The following is a 16,811-nucleotide window of genomic DNA, read 5'->3' as shown; positions in this document are numbered from 1 at the left end:
CGCCAACGAGCTTCACAATCGCACAGGCGCCTCGATGCCGAGCAGGTCCAGGCCCTTGGTGAGCACGCGCGAAGTGAGCTGTGCCAGCGCCAACCGGGACTCCCGGAGGTCGGGCTCCGCCTTGAGGATCGGGCAGTTCTCGTAGAAGGAGGAGAACGCGACCGCTGTCTCGTAGAGGTAGCTGCACAGGCGGTGTGGGGCGAAGTCCTCCAAAGCGGCGGCGAGCGCTGCGGGCAGTTGGAGCAGCTTGACGAGCAACGCCCGCTCCGCCTTGTGCGTCACGAGCACAGAACCATCCACAGTGGACACCTTGGCCTGCGCCATCACAGCGGAAACGCGGGCAACGGCGTACTGGAGGTAGACAGACGTGTTCCCCTCCTTGGCCAGCATCTTGTCCCACGCGAACACGTAGTCCTTTTGGCGATCGCTGGACAGGTCGGCGTACTTCACCGCGCCGATGCCCACGGCACGCACGCCGTCCGCGCGCTCCACCGCCTCGGTCAGCAGGTCCGCGAGCTTGATGGAGCCACCGGCGCGCGTGCGCAGCATCTTGCCGTCTTCGCCGAGCACCGAACCGAAGTTCACGTGCACCGCGCGATGCGAAGCGTCCAGCCAGCCCATCGCGGAAGCCGTGCGGAACACCATCTGGAAGTGTTGGGACTGCGGGGTTCCTACGACGTAGACGAGATCGGTCGCGCCACGCTCCTGCGTCCAGTACCGAACCGCCGCGAGGTCCGTGCTGGCGTACATGTAACCGCCGTCGGACTTGCGCACGATCAGCGGCAGCCGCTCCCCGTCGCGGTTGGTGAAGCCCGGCGGGAACACGCACACCGCGCCGTCGCTGACCTCTGTGAGCCCCTTCGCCTCCAACTCCGCGACGGTGTCGGCGAGCATCGGGTTGTAGAAGCTCTCCCCGTAGCTGTCATCTGCGGAGAGCAGCACGCCGAGCTGTTCGTAGACCTTCGCGAAGTGCCGTTCCGACTCCTCGACCAGACCGCGCCACAAAGCGAGCGTGGCCGGATCTCCGCTCTGCAGAGCCACTACGCGCGTCCGCGCGCGCGATGCGAACTCCGGGTCGGCGTCGAACTTCTTGCGCGCCTCCTGGTAGAAGCCGTTGAGGTCGCCGATGGACAGCTCCGCACCCGCGTCCAGGGAAGCGAGGTGCTCGATGAGCATGCCGAACGGAGTGCCCCAGTCGCCGAGGTGGTTGCGGCGGATCACCTCGTGCCCCGCGAAGTCCAGCATGCGGGCGATCGCGTCACCGATGACCGATGAGCGCAGGTGCCCGACGTGCATCTCCTTGGCCACGTTGGGGCCGCCGTAGTCCACGACGTAGCGCCGGGGTTGGTCCGCGGGCCGCACGCCGCAGCGGGGATCGGTGAGCAGGTCGGCGGCACGCGCGGACAGCCACTCCGCGCGGAGGGTGAAGTTCACGAAGCCCGGACCCGCCACCTCGGGCGGCTCGACCATGTCGGCGGCGTCGAGGTGCGCCACGATCAGCTCAGCGATCTCGCGCGGCGGCCTGCCCAGTCGCTTGCCCAGGCCCATCGCCGCGTTGCACTGGTAGTCCGCGCGGGCGGACGGGCGCACGAGCGCCTCCGCCGGGCTGATGCGCACTTCCAGGGCTTCCTGCACCGCGCGGGCGACCCGCGCGCCGAGTTCGAGACCGATGTCGGGATGCACGCCCCCATCCTCCAGGGGCGCGCAGCCGATTTTCGGCTCAGCGGGCGTCGGAGTCGATTCTCAGCTGGCCGTTGACGTTGACGACCCGGATCGTCCGAGCGGCGGTGTTCCCGCTGGCGAAGGTGACCTGGAGGGTGATCTGCTGCCCGCCGTCGGGGTCTCCGCCGGTCCGATACGCCTTGTTGGAGTACATCTTCGGGTACTGCTGCCAGAACGTGTCGAACTTGTCCCGGCCACCCCACGCGGCCTTCGCCGTATCGGTCAGCAGGTTCCACCGCTTCTCGGTGTTCGCACCGTCGCTGTAGTAGTCGAGCGCCAGGTTCCCCGCCGGGGTGTAGTCCACGCGACCGGTGTTCGGGGTGGTCGACTGCTGCGTCGGGGACGGGCTGTTCGACCCGCTGCCACCGGAACCGCCGGACGCACCCCCGGTGCCACCGGGACCGGCGCCCGTGCCGGGGCTGTTGGGGGGATTGTCGAGCAGGCGGTACACGCCGTAGCCGCCACCGCCGACCAGGGCGACGAGCAGCAGCACGACCAGCACCGGCGAGCGCTTGCGCTTGACCGGTTGCTGCTTCTGCCGGGTCGGTGCGGCGGACGCGGGACGCGGGTAGCTCGCGGCCGGGCGCGGCGGCGGGGTGTGGCCGTGGTCGACGCGCTGCGTGCGTGCGGTCGGCGCGGCTGCGCGCGCGGGCACGGCCGGGGCGCGGCCCGCGGCGAGACCGGCGAGGGCGGTGCCGACCTGGGCCATGTTCGGCCGCTCGCGCGGGTCGGGACGGAGCATGGTCATCAGCAGCGCGGTCAGCGGACCGGCCTGCCGGGGCGGGATCACCTCGCCCGCGGCCGCGGCGTGCAGCAGCGCGAGCGGGTTGTCGGAGCTGCCGAACGGCGGCTGGCCCTCGACGGCGTCGTAGAGCGTCGCGCCGAGGGAGAACACGTCCGAGGTCGGGCCGCCGATGTCGTTGCCGCGCGCCACCTCGGGCGCGAAGTAGGCGGGGGTGCCCGCGAGCATGCCGGTCCTGGTCACCTGGACGTCGCCGACCGCGCGGGAGATGCCGAAGTCGGTGATCTTGGCGACCCCGCTGTCGGTGATCAGCACGTTGCCGGGCTTGATGTCGCGGTGGGTGATGCCGACGGTGTGCGCGGCGGAGAGCGCGGCGGCGATCTGGGCGCCGATGGCGGCGACCTCGCGCGGCGGCAGCGGGCCGCGGTCGGCGATGGACTCCGCGAGGCTCTGCGACGGCAGGTACTCCATCACCAGGCACGGGTCGCCGTTGTGCTCGGCGACGTCGTACAGGGTGATCGCGTTGGGGTGCTGCAACCGGGCGGCGATCCGGCCCTCGCGCATCGCCCTGCGGCGCGCGTTGTCGGTCTCCTCCGCGCTCAGTCCGGGCTGCACCAGCAGCTGCTTGACCGCGACCATGCGGTCGAGGCGCTCGTCCCTCGCCCGCCACACGACGCCCATCGCGCCCGAGCCGATCTTGGAGACCAGCCGGTAATGGCCGGCGATGAGGTGTCCCTCGTCGATACCGGCATCACTCCTCAACCGCGCCGGCCACAGGACTGTCCCGTGGCAGCCGGTACACACTATCGAATGAGAGCGGACGGCTTGAAGGGCCCTTGTCACCTGGGCAGACGCCGAAACCGCCACCCACCGTTCGGCCTACGGCAGGTGGCGGGTGCGGAGATCAGGAGCCGCTGTCCATCCGCTCCGCGAGGCTGCGCGGGCGCATGTCGGTCCAGTTGGCCTCGATGTAGTCCAGGCACTCCTGGCGGCCGGTCTCGGCCAGCGCCACCGTCCACCCGGCGGGCACCTCGCTGAACGACGGCCACAGCGAGTGCTGCCCCTCGTCGTTGACCAGCACCAGGTAGCGGCCGTCCGGGTCCTCGAAGGGGTTGGTCATGACGCAGGCTCTCCTCGACTAGGAAGTGAAGGCAGTACCACTCTGGCTCGCTCAGGCGTCGAAGTCGACTGTGACTTCGTCGGAGACCGCGACCGTCTGGCAGGTCAGCACGAACCCAGCGGCGACCTCGGAGCGCTCCAGCGCGAAGTTGCGCCGCATGTCCGCATCGCCGGTGACCAGCTTCGCGCGACACGTGCCGCACACGCCGCCCTTACAAGCGAACGGCAGGTCAGGACGCGCGCGTTGCGCTCCGTCGAGGATCGGCGTGCCCTTGGGCAGCGCGATCTCCGTAGAGCGTCCGTCGAGCACCACGGTCACCTTGGCGCTCGGACCTTCGAGCACAGGTTCGTCGTGTCGGGTGACGATCGGTTCATCGACATAGAACAGCTCTTGGTGCACGCGTTCCTCAGGCACACCGAAGGACGTCAGCAGCCGCTGCGCGTCAGTGACCATGCCGTAGGGCCCGCACAGCCACCAATGGTCGACATCGGCGACATCTAGCAGCAGCGGCAGCAGCGTGCGCAGCTTCGCCTCGTCCAAGCGCCCCGTGAACAGCTCGGCCTCGCGCGCTTCACGGGACAGCACGTGCACAAGTTCCAGACGCGTGTGGTAGCGGTCTTTAAGGTCCGCCAGCTCGTCCGCGAACATCACCGTGCCGGATCGGCGATTGCCGTAGAGCACGGTCACCCGCGATTTGGGGTGCGCGAGCACGGACGCGGCGATCGACAGCACGGGCGTGATGCCGGAGCCCGCCGCGATCAGCACGTGGTGGCCGGGCACGTCCACATCCGGGGTGAACGACCCCGTGGGCGGCAGCACCTCGATCTCGTCACCGGGCTTCACGTCGCGGACGAGCCACGTCGAGAACAACCCAGAAGGCACCTCGCGCACGCCGACCCTGGGTCGCGCGCCCGCCGGAGCGCAGATCGAGTACGAACGGCGCTCGTCGCGGCCGTCGACGTCGCGGCGCAGCGTCAGTGACTGGCCGGGGCGGAACGCGAAGACCTCGGTCAGCTCCTCCGGCACGTCGAAGGTGACCGCGACCGCGTCATCGCACAGCCGCTCGACGTCGGCCACGCGCAGAGGGTGGAACACGGGGCGTGCCACGTCAGATCTCCTTGAAGTACTCGAACGGCTCGCGACAGGCACGGCAGCGGTGCAGCGCCTTGCACGCGGTCGCGCTGAACCGGGACAGCTCCTCGGTGTCGCGCGAACCGCACTGCGGGCAGCTCAGCCTGGGCGCGGGCGGGTCCAGCCGCAGCGGCACCGGACCGGCCGGGCGGGGACCGACGCGGCCGGGCGGGGAGATCCCGGCCTCGGCGAGCTTGCGGCGGCCCTCCTCGGTCATCCAGTCGGTGGTCCACGCCGGGCTGAGCACAGTGCGCACCTCGGCGTCCTCGAAACCGTTGGTGTGCAAGGCATTCACGAGATCGTCGCGCATCTCCACCAGGGCCGGGCAGCCGGAGTACGTCGGCGTGATCACCACGACCACGCGCCCGTCCTCCTCCCGGACGTCCCGCACCACCCCGAGGTCCACCAGGGACAGCATGGGCAGCTCGGGATCGGCGACGGTCCCGACGACCTCCCGCGCGGTCACCACGTCGCCTCCGGAAGGGCACGCGCGAGGACCTGCATCTCTGCCAGGAGTTCGGTGAGCACGTCGGTGTGGCTGCCCTCGCGGCCGCCACCCGGAGCGCGGGAAACCACGGGACGGGTCAGCGTGGCCGCGGCGAAAACCTGGTCCAGCACACCGTCCACTTCGGATTTCAGGGAAGCCGGGTCGACCGCTACCCCTTGTGCGGCAAGACGAATCTCAACCGGGTGCGGCGTGAAAAGCTCGTCCAGGTAGGGCCACACGCGGTCCAGCGCGGCGATCATCCGGCGGCGGGACTCCTCGGTGCCGTCGCCGAGGCGCACTGTCCAGCGCGCGGCGTGGTCGCGGTGGTAGGACAGCTCCTTGACACCCTTGGCCGCGACGGCGGCGAGCACCGGGTCAGCCGAGGAGGAGAGCCTGGTGAACAACGCCAATCGCTGACAGGAGAACAACAACAGCCGCGCGATGGTGTCCGCGAAGTCGCCGTTGACCAGCTCGACCATGCGCACGTTGCGGAAGTGCTCGGCCGTGCGGAAGTACGCGAGCGCGTCCTCGTCCGGCACGTGCGACGGAGCCTCCGAGGGCCGCGTGCCCGCTTCACCGGCGCGCGTCAGCAACAACCGCGCCTGGCCGAGGAGGTCGAGCGCGATGTTGGCCAGCGCGACGTCCTCCTCCAGCTCCGGCGCGCGCGAGCACCACTCGCTGGTGCGCTGCGCCAGCACGAGCGCGTCGTCACCGAGCATCAGCGCGTACGCGGCGAGATCCGCCTTGTCCACTGTGGACGGAAAAGCTCTGTCCACTCCGGACAGCTCGTCGGCGAAGCCGGTCCCGTACGCCCAGCGCGCGTCGTCGCCGTGCTCCTCGTTCAGCCCCTCATAGGCGTTGTCGAAGCTCACAGGTGCCTCACATGTGCGGGACGTCGTCGGGGATGTCGTAGAACGTGGGGTGCCGGTAGACCTTGTCCCCGCTGGGCGCGAACATCGGGTCCTTCTCGTCCGGGCTGGACGCGGTGATCGCCTCGGCGGGCACCACCCAGATGCTCACGCCCTCGTTGCGGCGCGTGTAGAGATCGCGGGCGTTCTGCACCGCCATCTGCGCGTCCGCCGCGTGCAGCGAGCCCACGTGCACGTGGTTCAGGCCGCGCCTGCCGCGCACGAAGACCTCCCACAACGGCCAGGCACCACGACTCACACCGCCACCCCCTTCTTCTTCGCCGCGTGGGCGAGCGCGGCCTCGCGGACCCACGCGCCGTCCTCGTGGGCCTTGCGGCGGTGCGCGACGCGCTCGGCGTTGCACTCGCCGTCGCCGGAGATGACGCGCTTGAGCTCCGCCCAGTCGGGCTCGCCGAAGTCGTAGTGCTCGCGCTCGGCGTTCCACCGCAGCTCCGGATCGGGCAGCGTGACACCGAGCTTCTCCGCCTGTGGCACCGACATGTCCACGAACTTCTGCCGCAGCTCGTCGTTGGTGTGCCGCTTGATCCGCCACGCCATGGAACGCGCGGTGTTCGGCGAGTCGCCGTCCGGCGGGCCGAACATCATCAGCGACGGCCACCACCACCGGTTCACCGAGTCCTGCACCATCTCCCGCTGCGCCTGGCTGCCGCGCATCATGGTCATCAGCAGCTCGTAGCCCTGCCGCTGGTGGAAGGACTCCTCCTTGCACACCCGGATCATCGCCCGCGCGTACGGCCCGTAGGAGGTGCGGCACAGCGGCACCTGGTTGCAGATCGCGGCGCCGTCGACGAGCCAGCCGATCACGCCGACGTCGGCGAAGCTCGGCGTGGGGTAGTTGAAGATCGAGGAGTACTTCTGTTTGCCCTCAATAAGATTCTCGGTCAGCTCAGAGCGGTCCACACCCAGCGTCTCGGTCGCGGCGTAGAGGTAGAGCCCGTGGCCCGCCTCGTCCTGCACCTTCGCCAGCAGGATCGCCTTGCGCCGCAACGAAGGCGCGCGCGTGATCCAGGCGCCTTCGGGCTGCATGCCGATGATCTCGGAGTGCGCGTGCTGCGCGATCTGCCGGATCAGCGTCTTGCGGTAGCCCTCGGGCATCCAGTCGCGGGGCTCGACGCGCTGGTCGCGCTCGACCGTGCGCTCGAAGTGTTCAAGCAGCTCATCCATGGGTTTTCGCCACCAAGGTCAGGACGTCGTATTTGGCAACGGATTCGCCGTTCTGGTTGGTCACGTCCGCGTCCCACCGCACCTCGCCGTGCTCGGCGTCCGCGCGCGGCGTGATCTGCTTCGCGGTCAGGGTCACGGTCAGCTCGTCGCCGGGGTAGGTCGGCGTGAGGAAACGCAGGTTCTCCAAGCCGTAGTTCGCCAGCACCGGGCCGGGCGCGGGGTCGACGAACAGCCCGGCGGCCAGCGACACCACCAGGTAGCCGTGCGCCACGATGCCGTCGAAGAACGGGTTCGCGGCGGCGGCCTCGGGATCGGTGTGCGCGTAGAACTTGTCGCCGGTGAACTCCGCGAAGTGGTCCACGTCCTCCTGTGTCACCAGGCGCGGCCCGCCGACGACGGTGTCGCCGATCTTCAGCTCCGCCAAGGACTTCCGGAACGGGTGCACTCCGTCGTCGTTGCGGTCGGCGCCGGTCGTCCAGCGGTTGGTGATCGCGGTGATCACCTTGGGGCTGCCCTGGATCGCCGTGCGCTGCATGTGGTGCAGCACCCCGCGGATGCCGCCCATCTCCTCGCCACCGCCCGCGCGCCCGGGACCGCCGTGCACGAGGTGCGGCATGGGCGAGCCGTGCCCGGTCGACTCCTTCGCGCTGTCGGTGTCGAGCACGAGCATGCGCCCGTGCCACGCCGCCGCGCCAACGACGACATCGCGGGCGAAGCCGGTGTCGCCGGTGACGACCGAGCCGACGAGGCTGCCCTTTCCGCGCGCCGCAAGGGAAATCACGTGCTCGGTCGAGGTGTAGGGCATCAGCGTGGACACCGGCCCGAACGCCTCGACCTCATGCGGCTGAGCGCACGCGGGGTCGTCGGCGCGCAACAGGATCGGCGAGATGAACGCGCCGCGCTCGGCGTCGGCGTCGATCACGTCCACGTGGTCCGGGCTGCCGAAGACCGGGCGGCCGACCTCCATCAGGGCCTTGAGGGAGCGGCGCACCTCCTCGCGCTGCTCCAGGCTGGCCAGCGCGCCCATGCGCACGCCGTCGCTGGTGGGGTTGCCGACCTTGACCTTGGCCAGCCGCGCGCCGACCGCCTCGGCCACGTCGTCCATCAGCTCGGCGGGCACGAAGGCGCGGCGGATCGCGGTGCACTTCTGCCCGGCCTTGACGGTCATCTCGCTGGCCAACGCCTTGACGAACAGGTCGAACTCGGGGGTGCCCACCTTGCCGTCAGGGCCGAGGATCGAGCAGTTCAGCGAGTCCGCCTCAGCGGTGAAGCGCACGGCGTTGCCGATGATCCGCGGGTGCGCGCGCAGCACCTGCGCGGTGGACGCGGAACCGGTGAACGCCACCAGGTCCTGCTCGGTGAGGTGGTCCAGCATGTCGCCGGTGCTGCCGCACACCAGCTGCACGGTGCCCTCGGGCAGCAGGCCGGACTCCAGGATCAGCTCGACCAGCCGCGCGGTCAGGTAGGAGGTCTGCTCGGCGGGCTTGATCAGCGTCGGCACCCCGGCGACGAACGCGGGCGCAAGCTTCTCCAGCGGCCCCCACACCGGGAAGTTGAACGCGTTGATCTGCACGGCGACCCCGCGCAGCGGCGTGCAGACGTGCTGGCCGAGGAAGGTGCCGCCCTTGCTCAGCGGCTCCAGGTTGCCGTCGATGTAGACGGTGTCGTTGGGCATCTCCCGGCGGCCCTTGCTGCCGTAGCCGAACAGCACGCCGATCCCGCCGTCGATGTCGATCATCGAGTCGGTGCGGGTGGCGCCGGTGCGGGCGGACAGCGCGTACAGCTCGTCCCGGTGCTCCCGCAGGAACGACGCGAGCGCCTTCAGCAGCGCGGCCCGCTGGTGGAAGGTCAGCTCCCGCAGGGCGGGACCGCCGACGCGCCTGCCGTGCTCCAACGCGGCGGCGAGGTCGAGGCCCTTGCTGGAGACGCTGGTGATCTGCTCCCCGGTCACCGCGTCGAACAGCGGGACGCCGTCCTCGGCGGGTGCCTGCCAACCACCGGAGACGTAACTGCGCAGCGGCGCCATCGACGACCGACCTCCTCGATGAGACTTACCGACCGTTCGTTCAGGTTCTCCGGACACGGTAGCAGCGGAGAGAGGTCTCAGCCAGAGCGCCATAGGGTGCTGCCCATGACCGTTCTCGCAGCTGTCCTCGCGTTGACCGTCACCGCGTCCGGCTGGGCCGTGCCGCCCGGCGCCGAGTACGTCGCGATGGGCAGCTCCTTCGCCGCGGGCCCCGGCATCCCGCCAAGCCAACCGAGCAGCCCCACGGCCTGCGGGCGCTCGTCGAAGAACTACCCGAGCCTGGCCGCCGCCAAGCTCAGGCTGGCGCTCACCGATGTCTCGTGCAGCGGCGCCACCACCGCCAACCTGCTCACCGCACCGCAGCACGGCCAGCCCCCGCAGGTCGACGCGGTCACCGCGAACACCAGGCTGGTCTCCATCACCATCGGTGGCAACGACGTCAACTACGTCGGCAGCCTCTTCGCCTACTCCTGCCAGACCAGCGGCGGCGGCGCGCAGTGCCCCAGCGTCGACCAGGCCGCGATCGACGCGGCGCTCAAGACCGTGCACACCAAGATCGGCAACGTGGTCACGGCCGTGCGGAACAAGGCACCGCGAGCCAAGGTGCTGCTGGTGAACTACCTGACGATCCTGCCGCGCACCGGTCCCGCGTGCACCGGCGTGCCGCTGACCCAGGCACAGGTCGACTTCGAGCGCGGCGTCGCGCGGCGCCTCGCGGACGCGACCCGCCGGGCCGCCGCGGAAACGGGCGCCTCCGTGGTCGACGCGGCGTCCGCCAGTGCCAAGCACGACGCCTGCGCGTCAACGCCGTGGATGGAGAAGTACAACCCCGGCCAGGGCCGCGCGGGCTACCACCCGACGCCAACCGGAATGGCCGCCGTCGCCGATCTCGTCATTGATCAAATATCGTAGTCCCGGCGCGGGTATATCGGTAAGCACGATATTACCGCCCGCGCCCGGTTCATATTCCCGAATCAGAATTCCCGATGCCACCCCGAGCAGGCTGGAACAGTTGGACGAATCCACTGTGCACCGCTTGGAGCCTTTTTCCCGCCAATCGGCACGAAAGTAGGTTCAGCTCCACCCAAACGCGCGTCCATGCACATACCGTCCCCTCTCCACATCGGAGCACCCGAGGGAGGAAGGGGACATGGACGACGCGACGACCTCAACCACCTTACCTGGTAGCAAAAGCACCCCGTCGCGAATGTGGTTCGTGGACAACCTGCGCGTCCTGCTGACGGCGCTGGTGGTCCTGCACCACACCGCGGCCACCTACAGCGGGCTCCCGGTCTGGTACTACACCGAGAAATCGACCAGCGAAGCCGTCGAGCTCGGCCTGACGGTCTTCCTGCTTTTCAACCAGGCATGGTTTATGGGGGCATTCTTTCTACTATCCGGATACTTCACGCCGGGGTCCTACGACCGCAAAGGCCCGCGCGCCTTCGTCCGCGAACGGCTTTTCCGCCTGGGAATCCCGTTGGTGGTGTTCTACTTCGTGCTCAACCCGATCATCCACATCGGCGTCGACCACGGCGACTCACCGCTCGAGTTCTACCTGAACACCATCGGCACCGGGCCGTTGTGGTTCGTGCTCGCGATCCTCGTCTTCGACGGGTCCTACGCCGCTTTCCGCCACGCGACCAGGAACCGCCAACCGCGCCCGCGAAATCCCCAGCCGCCCACCTCCCTGGCGGTGATCGGATTCGTGCTCGGGCTGGCCCTGGTGACCTACGCGGTGCGGACGGTGCTCCCGGTAGACCTCTTCGTGCCGGTCATCGGCTTCCCGACCAGCTCCTACCTCCCGCAGTACGTCAGCTTCTTCGTCCTGGGGGCCGTGGCGTACCGGCGCGGCTGGCCGTCCGCCATCACCGCGCGCACGGGCAGGGCCGGGCTCGGCCTGGCCATCGGCGCCACCCTGCTGTTCCTCCCGCTCGCGCTGGCCGACGGCACCGAGTGGCTCGGGCACGGCACCCTGAGCTCGTTGTTCTACGCGCTGTGGGACTCCGCCTTCGCCGTCGGCACCGTCCTCGCGCTGCTCGCTCTCTTCCGCCGCAGGTTCACCGCGCAGGGGCCGCTGCTCCGCTACCTGTCCACTCACGCGTTCACCGTGTACGTGATCCACGCGTTCGTGGTGACGGCGGCGGGTCACGCCCTCAGCGTGCTGGATCTCCCGACGCTGGCGAAGTTCGCGATCGCGGCTGCCGTGGTCCTCCCGGCCTGCTTCCTGCTCGCGGGGCCGGTCCGCCGTCTCCCCGGTGTCCGTCGCGTGCTCTGATCAGTCCCAGGTGTAGAAGCCCTGGCCGGACTTGCGGCCCAGCTCACCGCGGGCGACCTTCTCGCGCAGCAGCGCCGGTGGGGCGAAGCGCTCGCCGAGCGTCCGGTGCAGGTACTCCGCGATGGCCAACCGCACGTCCAACCCCACGAGATCCGTCGACCGCAACGGGCCCATCGGATGCCGGTAACCCAGCTCCATCGCGCGGTCGATGGACTCCGCGTCCGCCACGCCTTCCTCGAGCATGCGAATGGCTTCCAGGCCGAGCAGCACCCCGAGCCGACTCGTCGCGAAGCCGGGCGAGTCCTTCACCAGCACCTCGGTCTTGCCGAGCGCGTGCACCCACTCCAGCGCGCGCCGCGTCGTCGCGGACGCCGTCGCCGGGCCGCTGACGAGCTCGATCAGCGTGGACGCCGGGACGGGGTTGAAGAAGTGCATGCCGAGGAAGTTGTGCGGCCTGGCCAGCGCGGCACCGATCTCGGTGATCGACAGCGAGCTGGTGTTGGTGGCGAGCACGGTGGAGTCCCCGACCGCCATCTCGGCCGCGACCAGCACGTCGAGCTTGAGGCCGATCACCTCGGGCACGGCCTCGACCACCAGCTCGGCGTCCTGGGGCAGCGCGGCCACCTCGGTCACGAACACCACGCGGTCGAGGACCTCGGCGGGCTCGCCGTCGAGCTTGCCGCGCTCGTGCGCCCTGCGCAGGCCGGTCGCCAGGCGGTCCCGGGCGGCCGCGACCGCGTCGGCCGAGCTCTCCACGATGGTCACCCCGGCGCCCACGGCGGCGAAGACCTGGGCGATGCCCGCGCCCATCCGCCCGCCGCCGATCACACCAACGATCTTCGGTCCCACAGCACTTCCCTTCAGACGGCTTCGACGAGCAGGGCGGCGCCCTGACCGACACCGACGCACAGGGTGGCCAGGCCGCGCCGGGCGTTCTCGCGCTCCATGCGCCCGAGCAGCGTGACCACCAGGCGCGCGCCGGACGATCCGAGCGGGTGTCCGAGGGCGATCGCGCCGCCATCGGAGTTCACCCGGTCCTCGTCGAGCTTGAGGCGGCGGATCACGGCCAGCGACTGCGCGGCGAACGCCTCGTTCAGCTCCACCGCGTCCAGGTCGCCGACGCCCCAGCCCGCGCGCGCCAGCGCCTTCTCCGTCGCGGGAACCGGCCCGATGCCCATGATGTGCGGGGAGACGCCCGCGCTGGCCCCGGTGGTCACCCGGGCGCGCGGGGTCAGATTGTGCCTGCGCACAGCCTCTTCGCTGGCCACAACGATCGCCGAAGCACCATCGGAGAGCGGCGAGGACGATCCGGCGGTGACGATGCCGTCCTCGCGGAAGACGGTGCGCAGCTTGCCCAGCTTCTCCAGCGTGGTCTCGCGGCGCGGCCCCTCGTCGGCGGTGACCTCGCCGACCGGGACGAGCTCGGCGTCGAAGCGGCCCGCGTCCATCGCGGCGATCGCGCGGTGGTGGCTGCGCAGCGCGAATGCGTCGCTGTCGGCCCGGGTGACGCCGTCGAGCGCGGCGACCTCCTCGGCCGTCTCCCCCATCGACAGCGTCGTCTTCGCGTCGAACTTCCGGTTGCCGAACCGCCAGCCCAGGGAGGTGTCGAAGACCTCGCCCGGACGCGCCCACGGCGTTCCGGGTTTGGCCATCACCCACGGCGCGCGGGTCATCGACTCGACGCCGCCCGCCACGACGATGTCGGCCTCGCCCGCGCGCACCGCTTGGGCCGCCGAGGTGATGGCGGTCAGCCCGGACGCGCAGAGCCGGTTCACCGTGTAGCCCGGGGTGTGCTCGGGCAGCCCGGACAGCAGCACCGCCATCCGCGCCACGTTGCGGTTGTCCTCGCCCGCCTGGTTCGCGGCACCGAGGACCACCTCGTCGATCGCGTCGGCCGGGACCCCGGAGCGCCGGACCACCTCGCCCACCACCAGCGCCGCGAGGTCGTCGGGCCGGACCTGGGCGAGCGCGCCGCCGTAGCGGCCCTGCGGGGTGCGGACTCCGTCGACCAGGAACACCTCGGACATGCCGTCCTCCGCTCTTGACACCCCGTGGGCAGATCCACATTCTTAACCGAACAGTCGGTCAGCCAGCAAGGCGGGGAAGCGAGTGTCACAGCCGCAGGTGCCCGAGTCCGTACGGCGAATGTATGCCGCTGACAACGCCTCGCGTCACGCGGGCATCCGCCCGGTGGAAGCCGGGTCCGGGCACGCGAAGGCGTCGATGCTGATCACCTCGGACATGGTCAACGGGCACGGCATCGTGCACGGCGGCTACGTGTTCCTGCTCGCCGACTCGACATTCGCGTTCGCGTGCAACAGCCACGGCCCGGTGACCGTGGCGGCCGGGGCCGACATCAGCTTCGTGGCCCCCGCCAAGGAGGGCGAGGAGCTGACCGCCGTCGCCACCGAACGGGCGCGCTACGGCCGCAGCGGGATCTACGACGTGACGGTGCACAGCGGGGACCGGCTCATCGCCGAGTTCCGCGGGCGCAGCCGGGTGATCGGAGGAGAGCAGTGAGCAGACTCGGTCCCTCGCCCGACCCCGCGAGCCTGGACGACGCCGAGCGGATGTCGGCCGACGAGCTGACCGCGCTCCAGCTCGAACGTCTACAGTGGACATTGCGGCACGCCTACCGCAACGTTCCCTTCTACACCAAGAAGTTCGACGAAGCCGGGGTGCACCCGGAGGACTGCCGCGGACTCGAAGACCTGGCGAAGTTCCCGTGCACCACCAAGAACGACCTCCGGGACAACTACCCGTTCGGCATGTTCGCGGTGCCGCCGGAGCAGGTGCGCAGGCTGCACGCGTCCAGTGGCACCACCGGGAAGCCCACCGTGGTCGGCTACACCGCGCGCGATATCGACATGTGGTCGGACGTGATGGCCCGCTCCATCCGCGCCGCGGGCGGGCGTCCCGGCCAGAAGGTGCACGTGGCCTACGGCTACGGCCTGTTCACCGGCGGGCTCGGCGCGCACTACGGCGCGGAACGCCTTGGCTGCACGGTGATCCCGGCCTCGGGTGGGATGACCGCGCGCCAGGTGCAGCTCATCACCGACTTCGAGCCCGAGATCATCATGGTCACGCCCTCGTACATGCTGACGCTGCTGGAGGAGTTCGAGCGGCAGGGCGTCGACCCGCGCACCTGTTCGCTGACCACCGGCATCTTCGGCGCTGAGCCGTGGACCGAGCAGATGCGCTCGGAGATCGAGCAGCGGATGGGCATCCACGCGGTGGACATCTACGGCCTGTCCGAGGTGATCGGGCCGGGCGTGTCCAGCGAGTGCGTCGAGACCAAGGACGGCCTGCACGTCTGGGAGGACCACTTCTACCCCGAGGTGGTCGATCCGGTCACCGGGGACGCGCTGCCCGACGGCGAGCACGGCGAACTGCTGTTCACCTCGCTGACCAAGCAGGCGCTGCCGATCATCCGCTACCGCACCCGCGACCTGACCCGGCTGCTGCCGGGGACCGCGCGGCCGATGCGCCGGATGGAGAAGGTGACCGGCCGCAGCGACGACATGATCATCCTGCGCGGGGTGAACGTGTTCCCCACCCAGATCGAGGAGATCGTGCTGCGCACCCGCGGCCTCGCCCCGCACTTCCAGCTGGTGCTGACCCGGCGCGGGCGGATGGACCACATGACGGTGCGGGTGGAGTCCGGGCCGGGCGAGGGTGATCCGGGCGCGGCGACGGAGTTGTTGCGCGCTATCAAGGACGGCGTCGGCGTCACGGTGGACGTCGAAGTCGTCGAACCGTCCACATTGGAGCGTTCGGTGGGTAAGCTGCGGCGCGTGATCGATCGGCGGCACGATGACTGAGCAGACCACCCGGCGCGGACGTCCCGGGTACGACCTGGAGTCGTTGCTGGCCATCGCGGTGCAGCTGTTCAACGAACGCGGGTACGACGGCACCAGCATGGAGGAGCTCTCCCGCAAGCTCGGCATCACCAAGTCCGCGATCTACCACCACGTCCCGAGCAAGCAGGAGCTGCTGCGCCTGGCGGTGGACCGCGCGCTGGACGGGCTGTTCGCGGTGACCGAGGAACCGCGGTCCCTGGAGGGCCGGGCGATCGACCGGCTGGAGCACGTGGTGCGGCGCAGCGTCGCGGTGCTGGTGGAGCGGCTGCCGTTCGTCACGCTGCTGCTGCGGGTGCGCGGCAACACCAAGGTGGAGCGCGCGGCGCTGGCCCGGCGGCGCGAGTTCGACCAGCTGGTCACCGATCTGGTCAAGCAGGCGGCGGCGGACGGGGACCTGCGCTCGGACATCGATCCGGCGGTCACCAGCAGGCTGCTCTTCGGCATGATCAACTCAGTGATCGAGTGGTACCGGCCGCGCGGCGGCATCACCCCCGACGCCCTCGCCGACGCCGTCTCCACCCTGGCCTTCGCGGGCCTCCGCGTCGACTAACCCCTGTCCCGCAAGATGCCCGCCCGCACTCCGCGCACCACGTAAACTGTGCCCATGCCCCACGCCCGCCCGAACCCCCCATCCTCCGCGCGCGTGGTCTAGAGAACCCCGTTTCGTACTCTTAGCGGGAAAAAGAGCGCTCCCAAAAGCCGCTAAGAGTACGAAACGGGATTTTGGCGACCTCAGCGCGCGTTGAGGGGTGCGCCTGGACGAGCGAGACGAGGTCTAGGACTTCGGCCTGTTCCTGGTTCGCAGGTGCATGCGTTCGCCCTGCGGCCCGAACAGGCTCAGGATCTCCGCCGGGCGGTCGCCCGCGCAGCCGAACCAGTGCGGGACCCGCGTGTCGAACTCCGCGGCCTCCCCCGTCCGCATGACCACGTCGTGCTCGCCCAGCACCAGTCGCAGCCGTCCGCTGAGCACGTAGAACCACTCGTAGCCCTCGTGCGTGCGCGGCTTCGGCGTGTCCCGGCTCGGCGGGATGATCATCTTGAACGCCTGGAGCCCGCCGGGCTGGCGGGTCAGCGGGTAGACGGTGATGTCGCCGTGCAGCACCGCGGACGGGCGGATGCGCGGGTCGGCCACCTCGGGCGCGCCGACCAGCTCGTCCAGCGCCACCTTGTGCGCGCGGGCGATCGGCAGCAACAGCTCCAGGCTCGGCCTGCGCTGCCCGGACTCCAGCCGGGACAGCGTGCTCACCGAGATCCCGGTGACCCTGGACAGCGCGGCCAGTGTCGCTCCGCGTTCCTTGCGCACCCGTTTGAGCCGGGGGCCGACCTCGTTCAGCACCGCGTCCATCTCGTCC

At 70.0% G+C, this 16,811-nt stretch carries 17 protein-coding genes; 5 read left to right on the top strand and 12 right to left on the bottom strand.

All coding sequences use genetic code 11. The features are described from left to right. Nucleotides 1-12: 12 nt before the first annotated feature. The 9 genes from argS to paaZ form a co-directional block, all read right to left on the bottom strand. Nucleotides 13-1,683 (bottom strand): arginine--tRNA ligase, encoded by a 1,671-nt coding sequence (gene argS, locus NLX83_RS22645; RefSeq protein ID WP_254237124.1) that lies wholly within the window; start codon nucleotides 1,681-1,683, stop codon nucleotides 13-15. Nucleotides 1,684-1,720: 37 nt separating this feature from the next. Beyond that, nucleotides 1,721-3,226, bottom strand: coding sequence for a serine/threonine-protein kinase (locus NLX83_RS22640; protein ID WP_256564242.1), 1,506 nt, complete (start codon nucleotides 3,224-3,226; stop codon nucleotides 1,721-1,723). A 142-nt stretch (nucleotides 3,227-3,368) separates the two neighbouring features. Beyond that, complete coding sequence (locus NLX83_RS22635) at nucleotides 3,369-3,584, bottom strand: MbtH family protein (RefSeq protein WP_254237123.1); 216 nt, start codon at nucleotides 3,582-3,584, stop codon at nucleotides 3,369-3,371. Between the two features lie 51 nt (nucleotides 3,585-3,635). Then, nucleotides 3,636-4,691 carry a 1,2-phenylacetyl-CoA epoxidase subunit PaaE gene (gene paaE, locus NLX83_RS22630; RefSeq protein ID WP_254237122.1) on the bottom strand — a complete coding sequence of 352 codons (1,056 nt, stop codon included), beginning with the start codon at nucleotides 4,689-4,691 and terminating at the stop codon, nucleotides 3,636-3,638. A gap of 1 nt (nucleotide 4,692) precedes the next feature. Continuing rightward, nucleotides 4,693-5,184 (bottom strand): 1,2-phenylacetyl-CoA epoxidase subunit PaaD, encoded by a 492-nt coding sequence (gene paaD / locus NLX83_RS22625; RefSeq protein ID WP_254237121.1) that lies wholly within the window; start codon nucleotides 5,182-5,184, stop codon nucleotides 4,693-4,695. Beyond that, on the bottom strand, nucleotides 5,178-6,074 hold the full coding sequence (gene paaC, locus NLX83_RS22620) for a 1,2-phenylacetyl-CoA epoxidase subunit PaaC (RefSeq protein ID WP_254237120.1): 897 nt from the start codon (nucleotides 6,072-6,074) through the stop codon (nucleotides 5,178-5,180). The genes paaD and paaC overlap by 7 nt, the downstream gene beginning before the upstream one ends. Before the next feature lie 7 nt (nucleotides 6,075-6,081). Beyond that, nucleotides 6,082-6,369 (bottom strand): 1,2-phenylacetyl-CoA epoxidase subunit PaaB, encoded by a 288-nt coding sequence (gene paaB, locus NLX83_RS22615; protein ID WP_030429469.1) that lies wholly within the window; start codon nucleotides 6,367-6,369, stop codon nucleotides 6,082-6,084. Continuing rightward, entirely contained in the window at nucleotides 6,366-7,295 is a 930-nt protein-coding gene (gene paaA / locus NLX83_RS22610; protein WP_254237119.1) for a 1,2-phenylacetyl-CoA epoxidase subunit PaaA, read from the bottom strand. Before paaA ends, paaB begins: the two co-directional genes overlap by 4 nt. Beyond that, a complete protein-coding gene (gene paaZ / locus NLX83_RS22605) occupies nucleotides 7,288-9,321 on the bottom strand; it encodes a phenylacetic acid degradation bifunctional protein PaaZ (RefSeq protein WP_254237118.1) in 2,034 nt (677 codons plus the stop codon). The genes paaA and paaZ overlap by 8 nt, the downstream gene beginning before the upstream one ends. A gap of 105 nt (nucleotides 9,322-9,426) precedes the next feature. Here paaZ and NLX83_RS22600 point away from each other — a divergent pair, with 105 nt between their 5' ends. Next, entirely contained in the window at nucleotides 9,427-10,233 is an 807-nt protein-coding gene (locus NLX83_RS22600) for an SGNH/GDSL hydrolase family protein (protein ID WP_254237117.1), read from the top strand. A gap of 295 nt (nucleotides 10,234-10,528) precedes the next feature. Beyond that, nucleotides 10,529-11,599, top strand: coding sequence for an acyltransferase family protein (locus tag NLX83_RS22595; protein ID WP_254237116.1), 1,071 nt, complete (start codon nucleotides 10,529-10,531; stop codon nucleotides 11,597-11,599). On the opposite strand, the gene NLX83_RS22590 is transcribed toward NLX83_RS22595, so the two are convergent. Then, entirely contained in the window at nucleotides 11,600-12,448 is an 849-nt protein-coding gene (locus NLX83_RS22590; protein WP_308209354.1) for a 3-hydroxyacyl-CoA dehydrogenase family protein, read from the bottom strand. An 11-nt stretch (nucleotides 12,449-12,459) separates the two neighbouring features. Continuing rightward, entirely contained in the window at nucleotides 12,460-13,626 is a 1,167-nt protein-coding gene (locus tag NLX83_RS22585; RefSeq protein ID WP_254237115.1) for a thiolase family protein, read from the bottom strand. 118 nt (nucleotides 13,627-13,744) lie between these two features. Between NLX83_RS22585 and paaI the strand changes: the two genes are divergently transcribed. Genes paaI through NLX83_RS22570 form a run of 3 tightly spaced genes read left to right on the top strand, consistent with a single transcriptional unit; the run spans nucleotide 13,745 to nucleotide 16,009 of the window. Beyond that, on the top strand, nucleotides 13,745-14,119 hold the full coding sequence (paaI, locus tag NLX83_RS22580) for a hydroxyphenylacetyl-CoA thioesterase PaaI (protein WP_254237114.1): 375 nt from the start codon (nucleotides 13,745-13,747) through the stop codon (nucleotides 14,117-14,119). 50 nt (nucleotides 14,120-14,169) lie between these two features. Beyond that, entirely contained in the window at nucleotides 14,170-15,420 is a 1,251-nt protein-coding gene (gene paaK / locus NLX83_RS22575; protein ID WP_254237459.1) for a phenylacetate--CoA ligase PaaK, read from the top strand. Further along, nucleotides 15,413-16,009, top strand: coding sequence for a TetR/AcrR family transcriptional regulator (locus tag NLX83_RS22570; protein WP_254237113.1), 597 nt, complete (start codon nucleotides 15,413-15,415; stop codon nucleotides 16,007-16,009). Before paaK ends, NLX83_RS22570 begins: the two co-directional genes overlap by 8 nt. A 225-nt stretch (nucleotides 16,010-16,234) precedes the next feature. Here the strand turns inward: NLX83_RS22570 and NLX83_RS22565 are convergent, their stop codons facing one another. Beyond that, nucleotides 16,235-16,804: a helix-turn-helix domain-containing protein gene (locus NLX83_RS22565; protein ID WP_254237458.1), complete on the bottom strand. Its 570-nt coding sequence runs from the start codon at nucleotides 16,802-16,804 to the stop codon at nucleotides 16,235-16,237. Nucleotides 16,805-16,811 lie beyond the last annotated feature (7 nt).

It is taken from the genome of Allokutzneria sp. A3M-2-11 16 (genome assembly GCF_024213555.1).
GTDB lineage: Bacteria > Actinomycetota > Actinomycetes > Mycobacteriales > Pseudonocardiaceae > Allokutzneria.
Note: the sequence above shows the minus strand (reverse complement) of the source record. Positions and strands in the feature narration are given on the sequence as shown.

What these genes read in the sequence shown, in the direction of transcription:
- NLX83_RS22635 (WP_254237123.1), bottom strand. Translation starts at nt 3,584, where the DNA reads ATGACCAACCCCTTCGAGGACCCGGACGGCCGCTACCTGGTGCTGGTC.
- paaA (WP_254237119.1), bottom strand. Translation starts at nt 7,295, where the DNA reads ATGGATGAGCTGCTTGAACACTTCGAGCGCACGGTCGAGCGCGACCAG.
- paaZ (WP_254237118.1), bottom strand. Translation starts at nt 9,321, where the DNA reads ATGGCGCCGCTGCGCAGTTACGTCTCCGGTGGTTGGCAGGCACCCGCC.
- NLX83_RS22600 (WP_254237117.1), top strand. Translation starts at nt 9,427, where the DNA reads ATGACCGTTCTCGCAGCTGTCCTCGCGTTGACCGTCACCGCGTCCGGC.
- NLX83_RS22595 (WP_254237116.1), top strand. Translation starts at nt 10,529, where the DNA reads ATGTGGTTCGTGGACAACCTGCGCGTCCTGCTGACGGCGCTGGTGGTC.
- NLX83_RS22585 (WP_254237115.1), bottom strand. Translation starts at nt 13,626, where the DNA reads ATGTCCGAGGTGTTCCTGGTCGACGGAGTCCGCACCCCGCAGGGCCGC.
- paaI (WP_254237114.1), top strand. Translation starts at nt 13,745, where the DNA reads ATGTATGCCGCTGACAACGCCTCGCGTCACGCGGGCATCCGCCCGGTG.
- paaK (WP_254237459.1), top strand. Translation starts at nt 14,170, where the DNA reads ATGTCGGCCGACGAGCTGACCGCGCTCCAGCTCGAACGTCTACAGTGG.
- NLX83_RS22570 (WP_254237113.1), top strand. Translation starts at nt 15,413, where the DNA reads ATGACTGAGCAGACCACCCGGCGCGGACGTCCCGGGTACGACCTGGAG.
- NLX83_RS22565 (WP_254237458.1), bottom strand. Translation starts at nt 16,804, where the DNA reads ATGGACGCGGTGCTGAACGAGGTCGGCCCCCGGCTCAAACGGGTGCGC.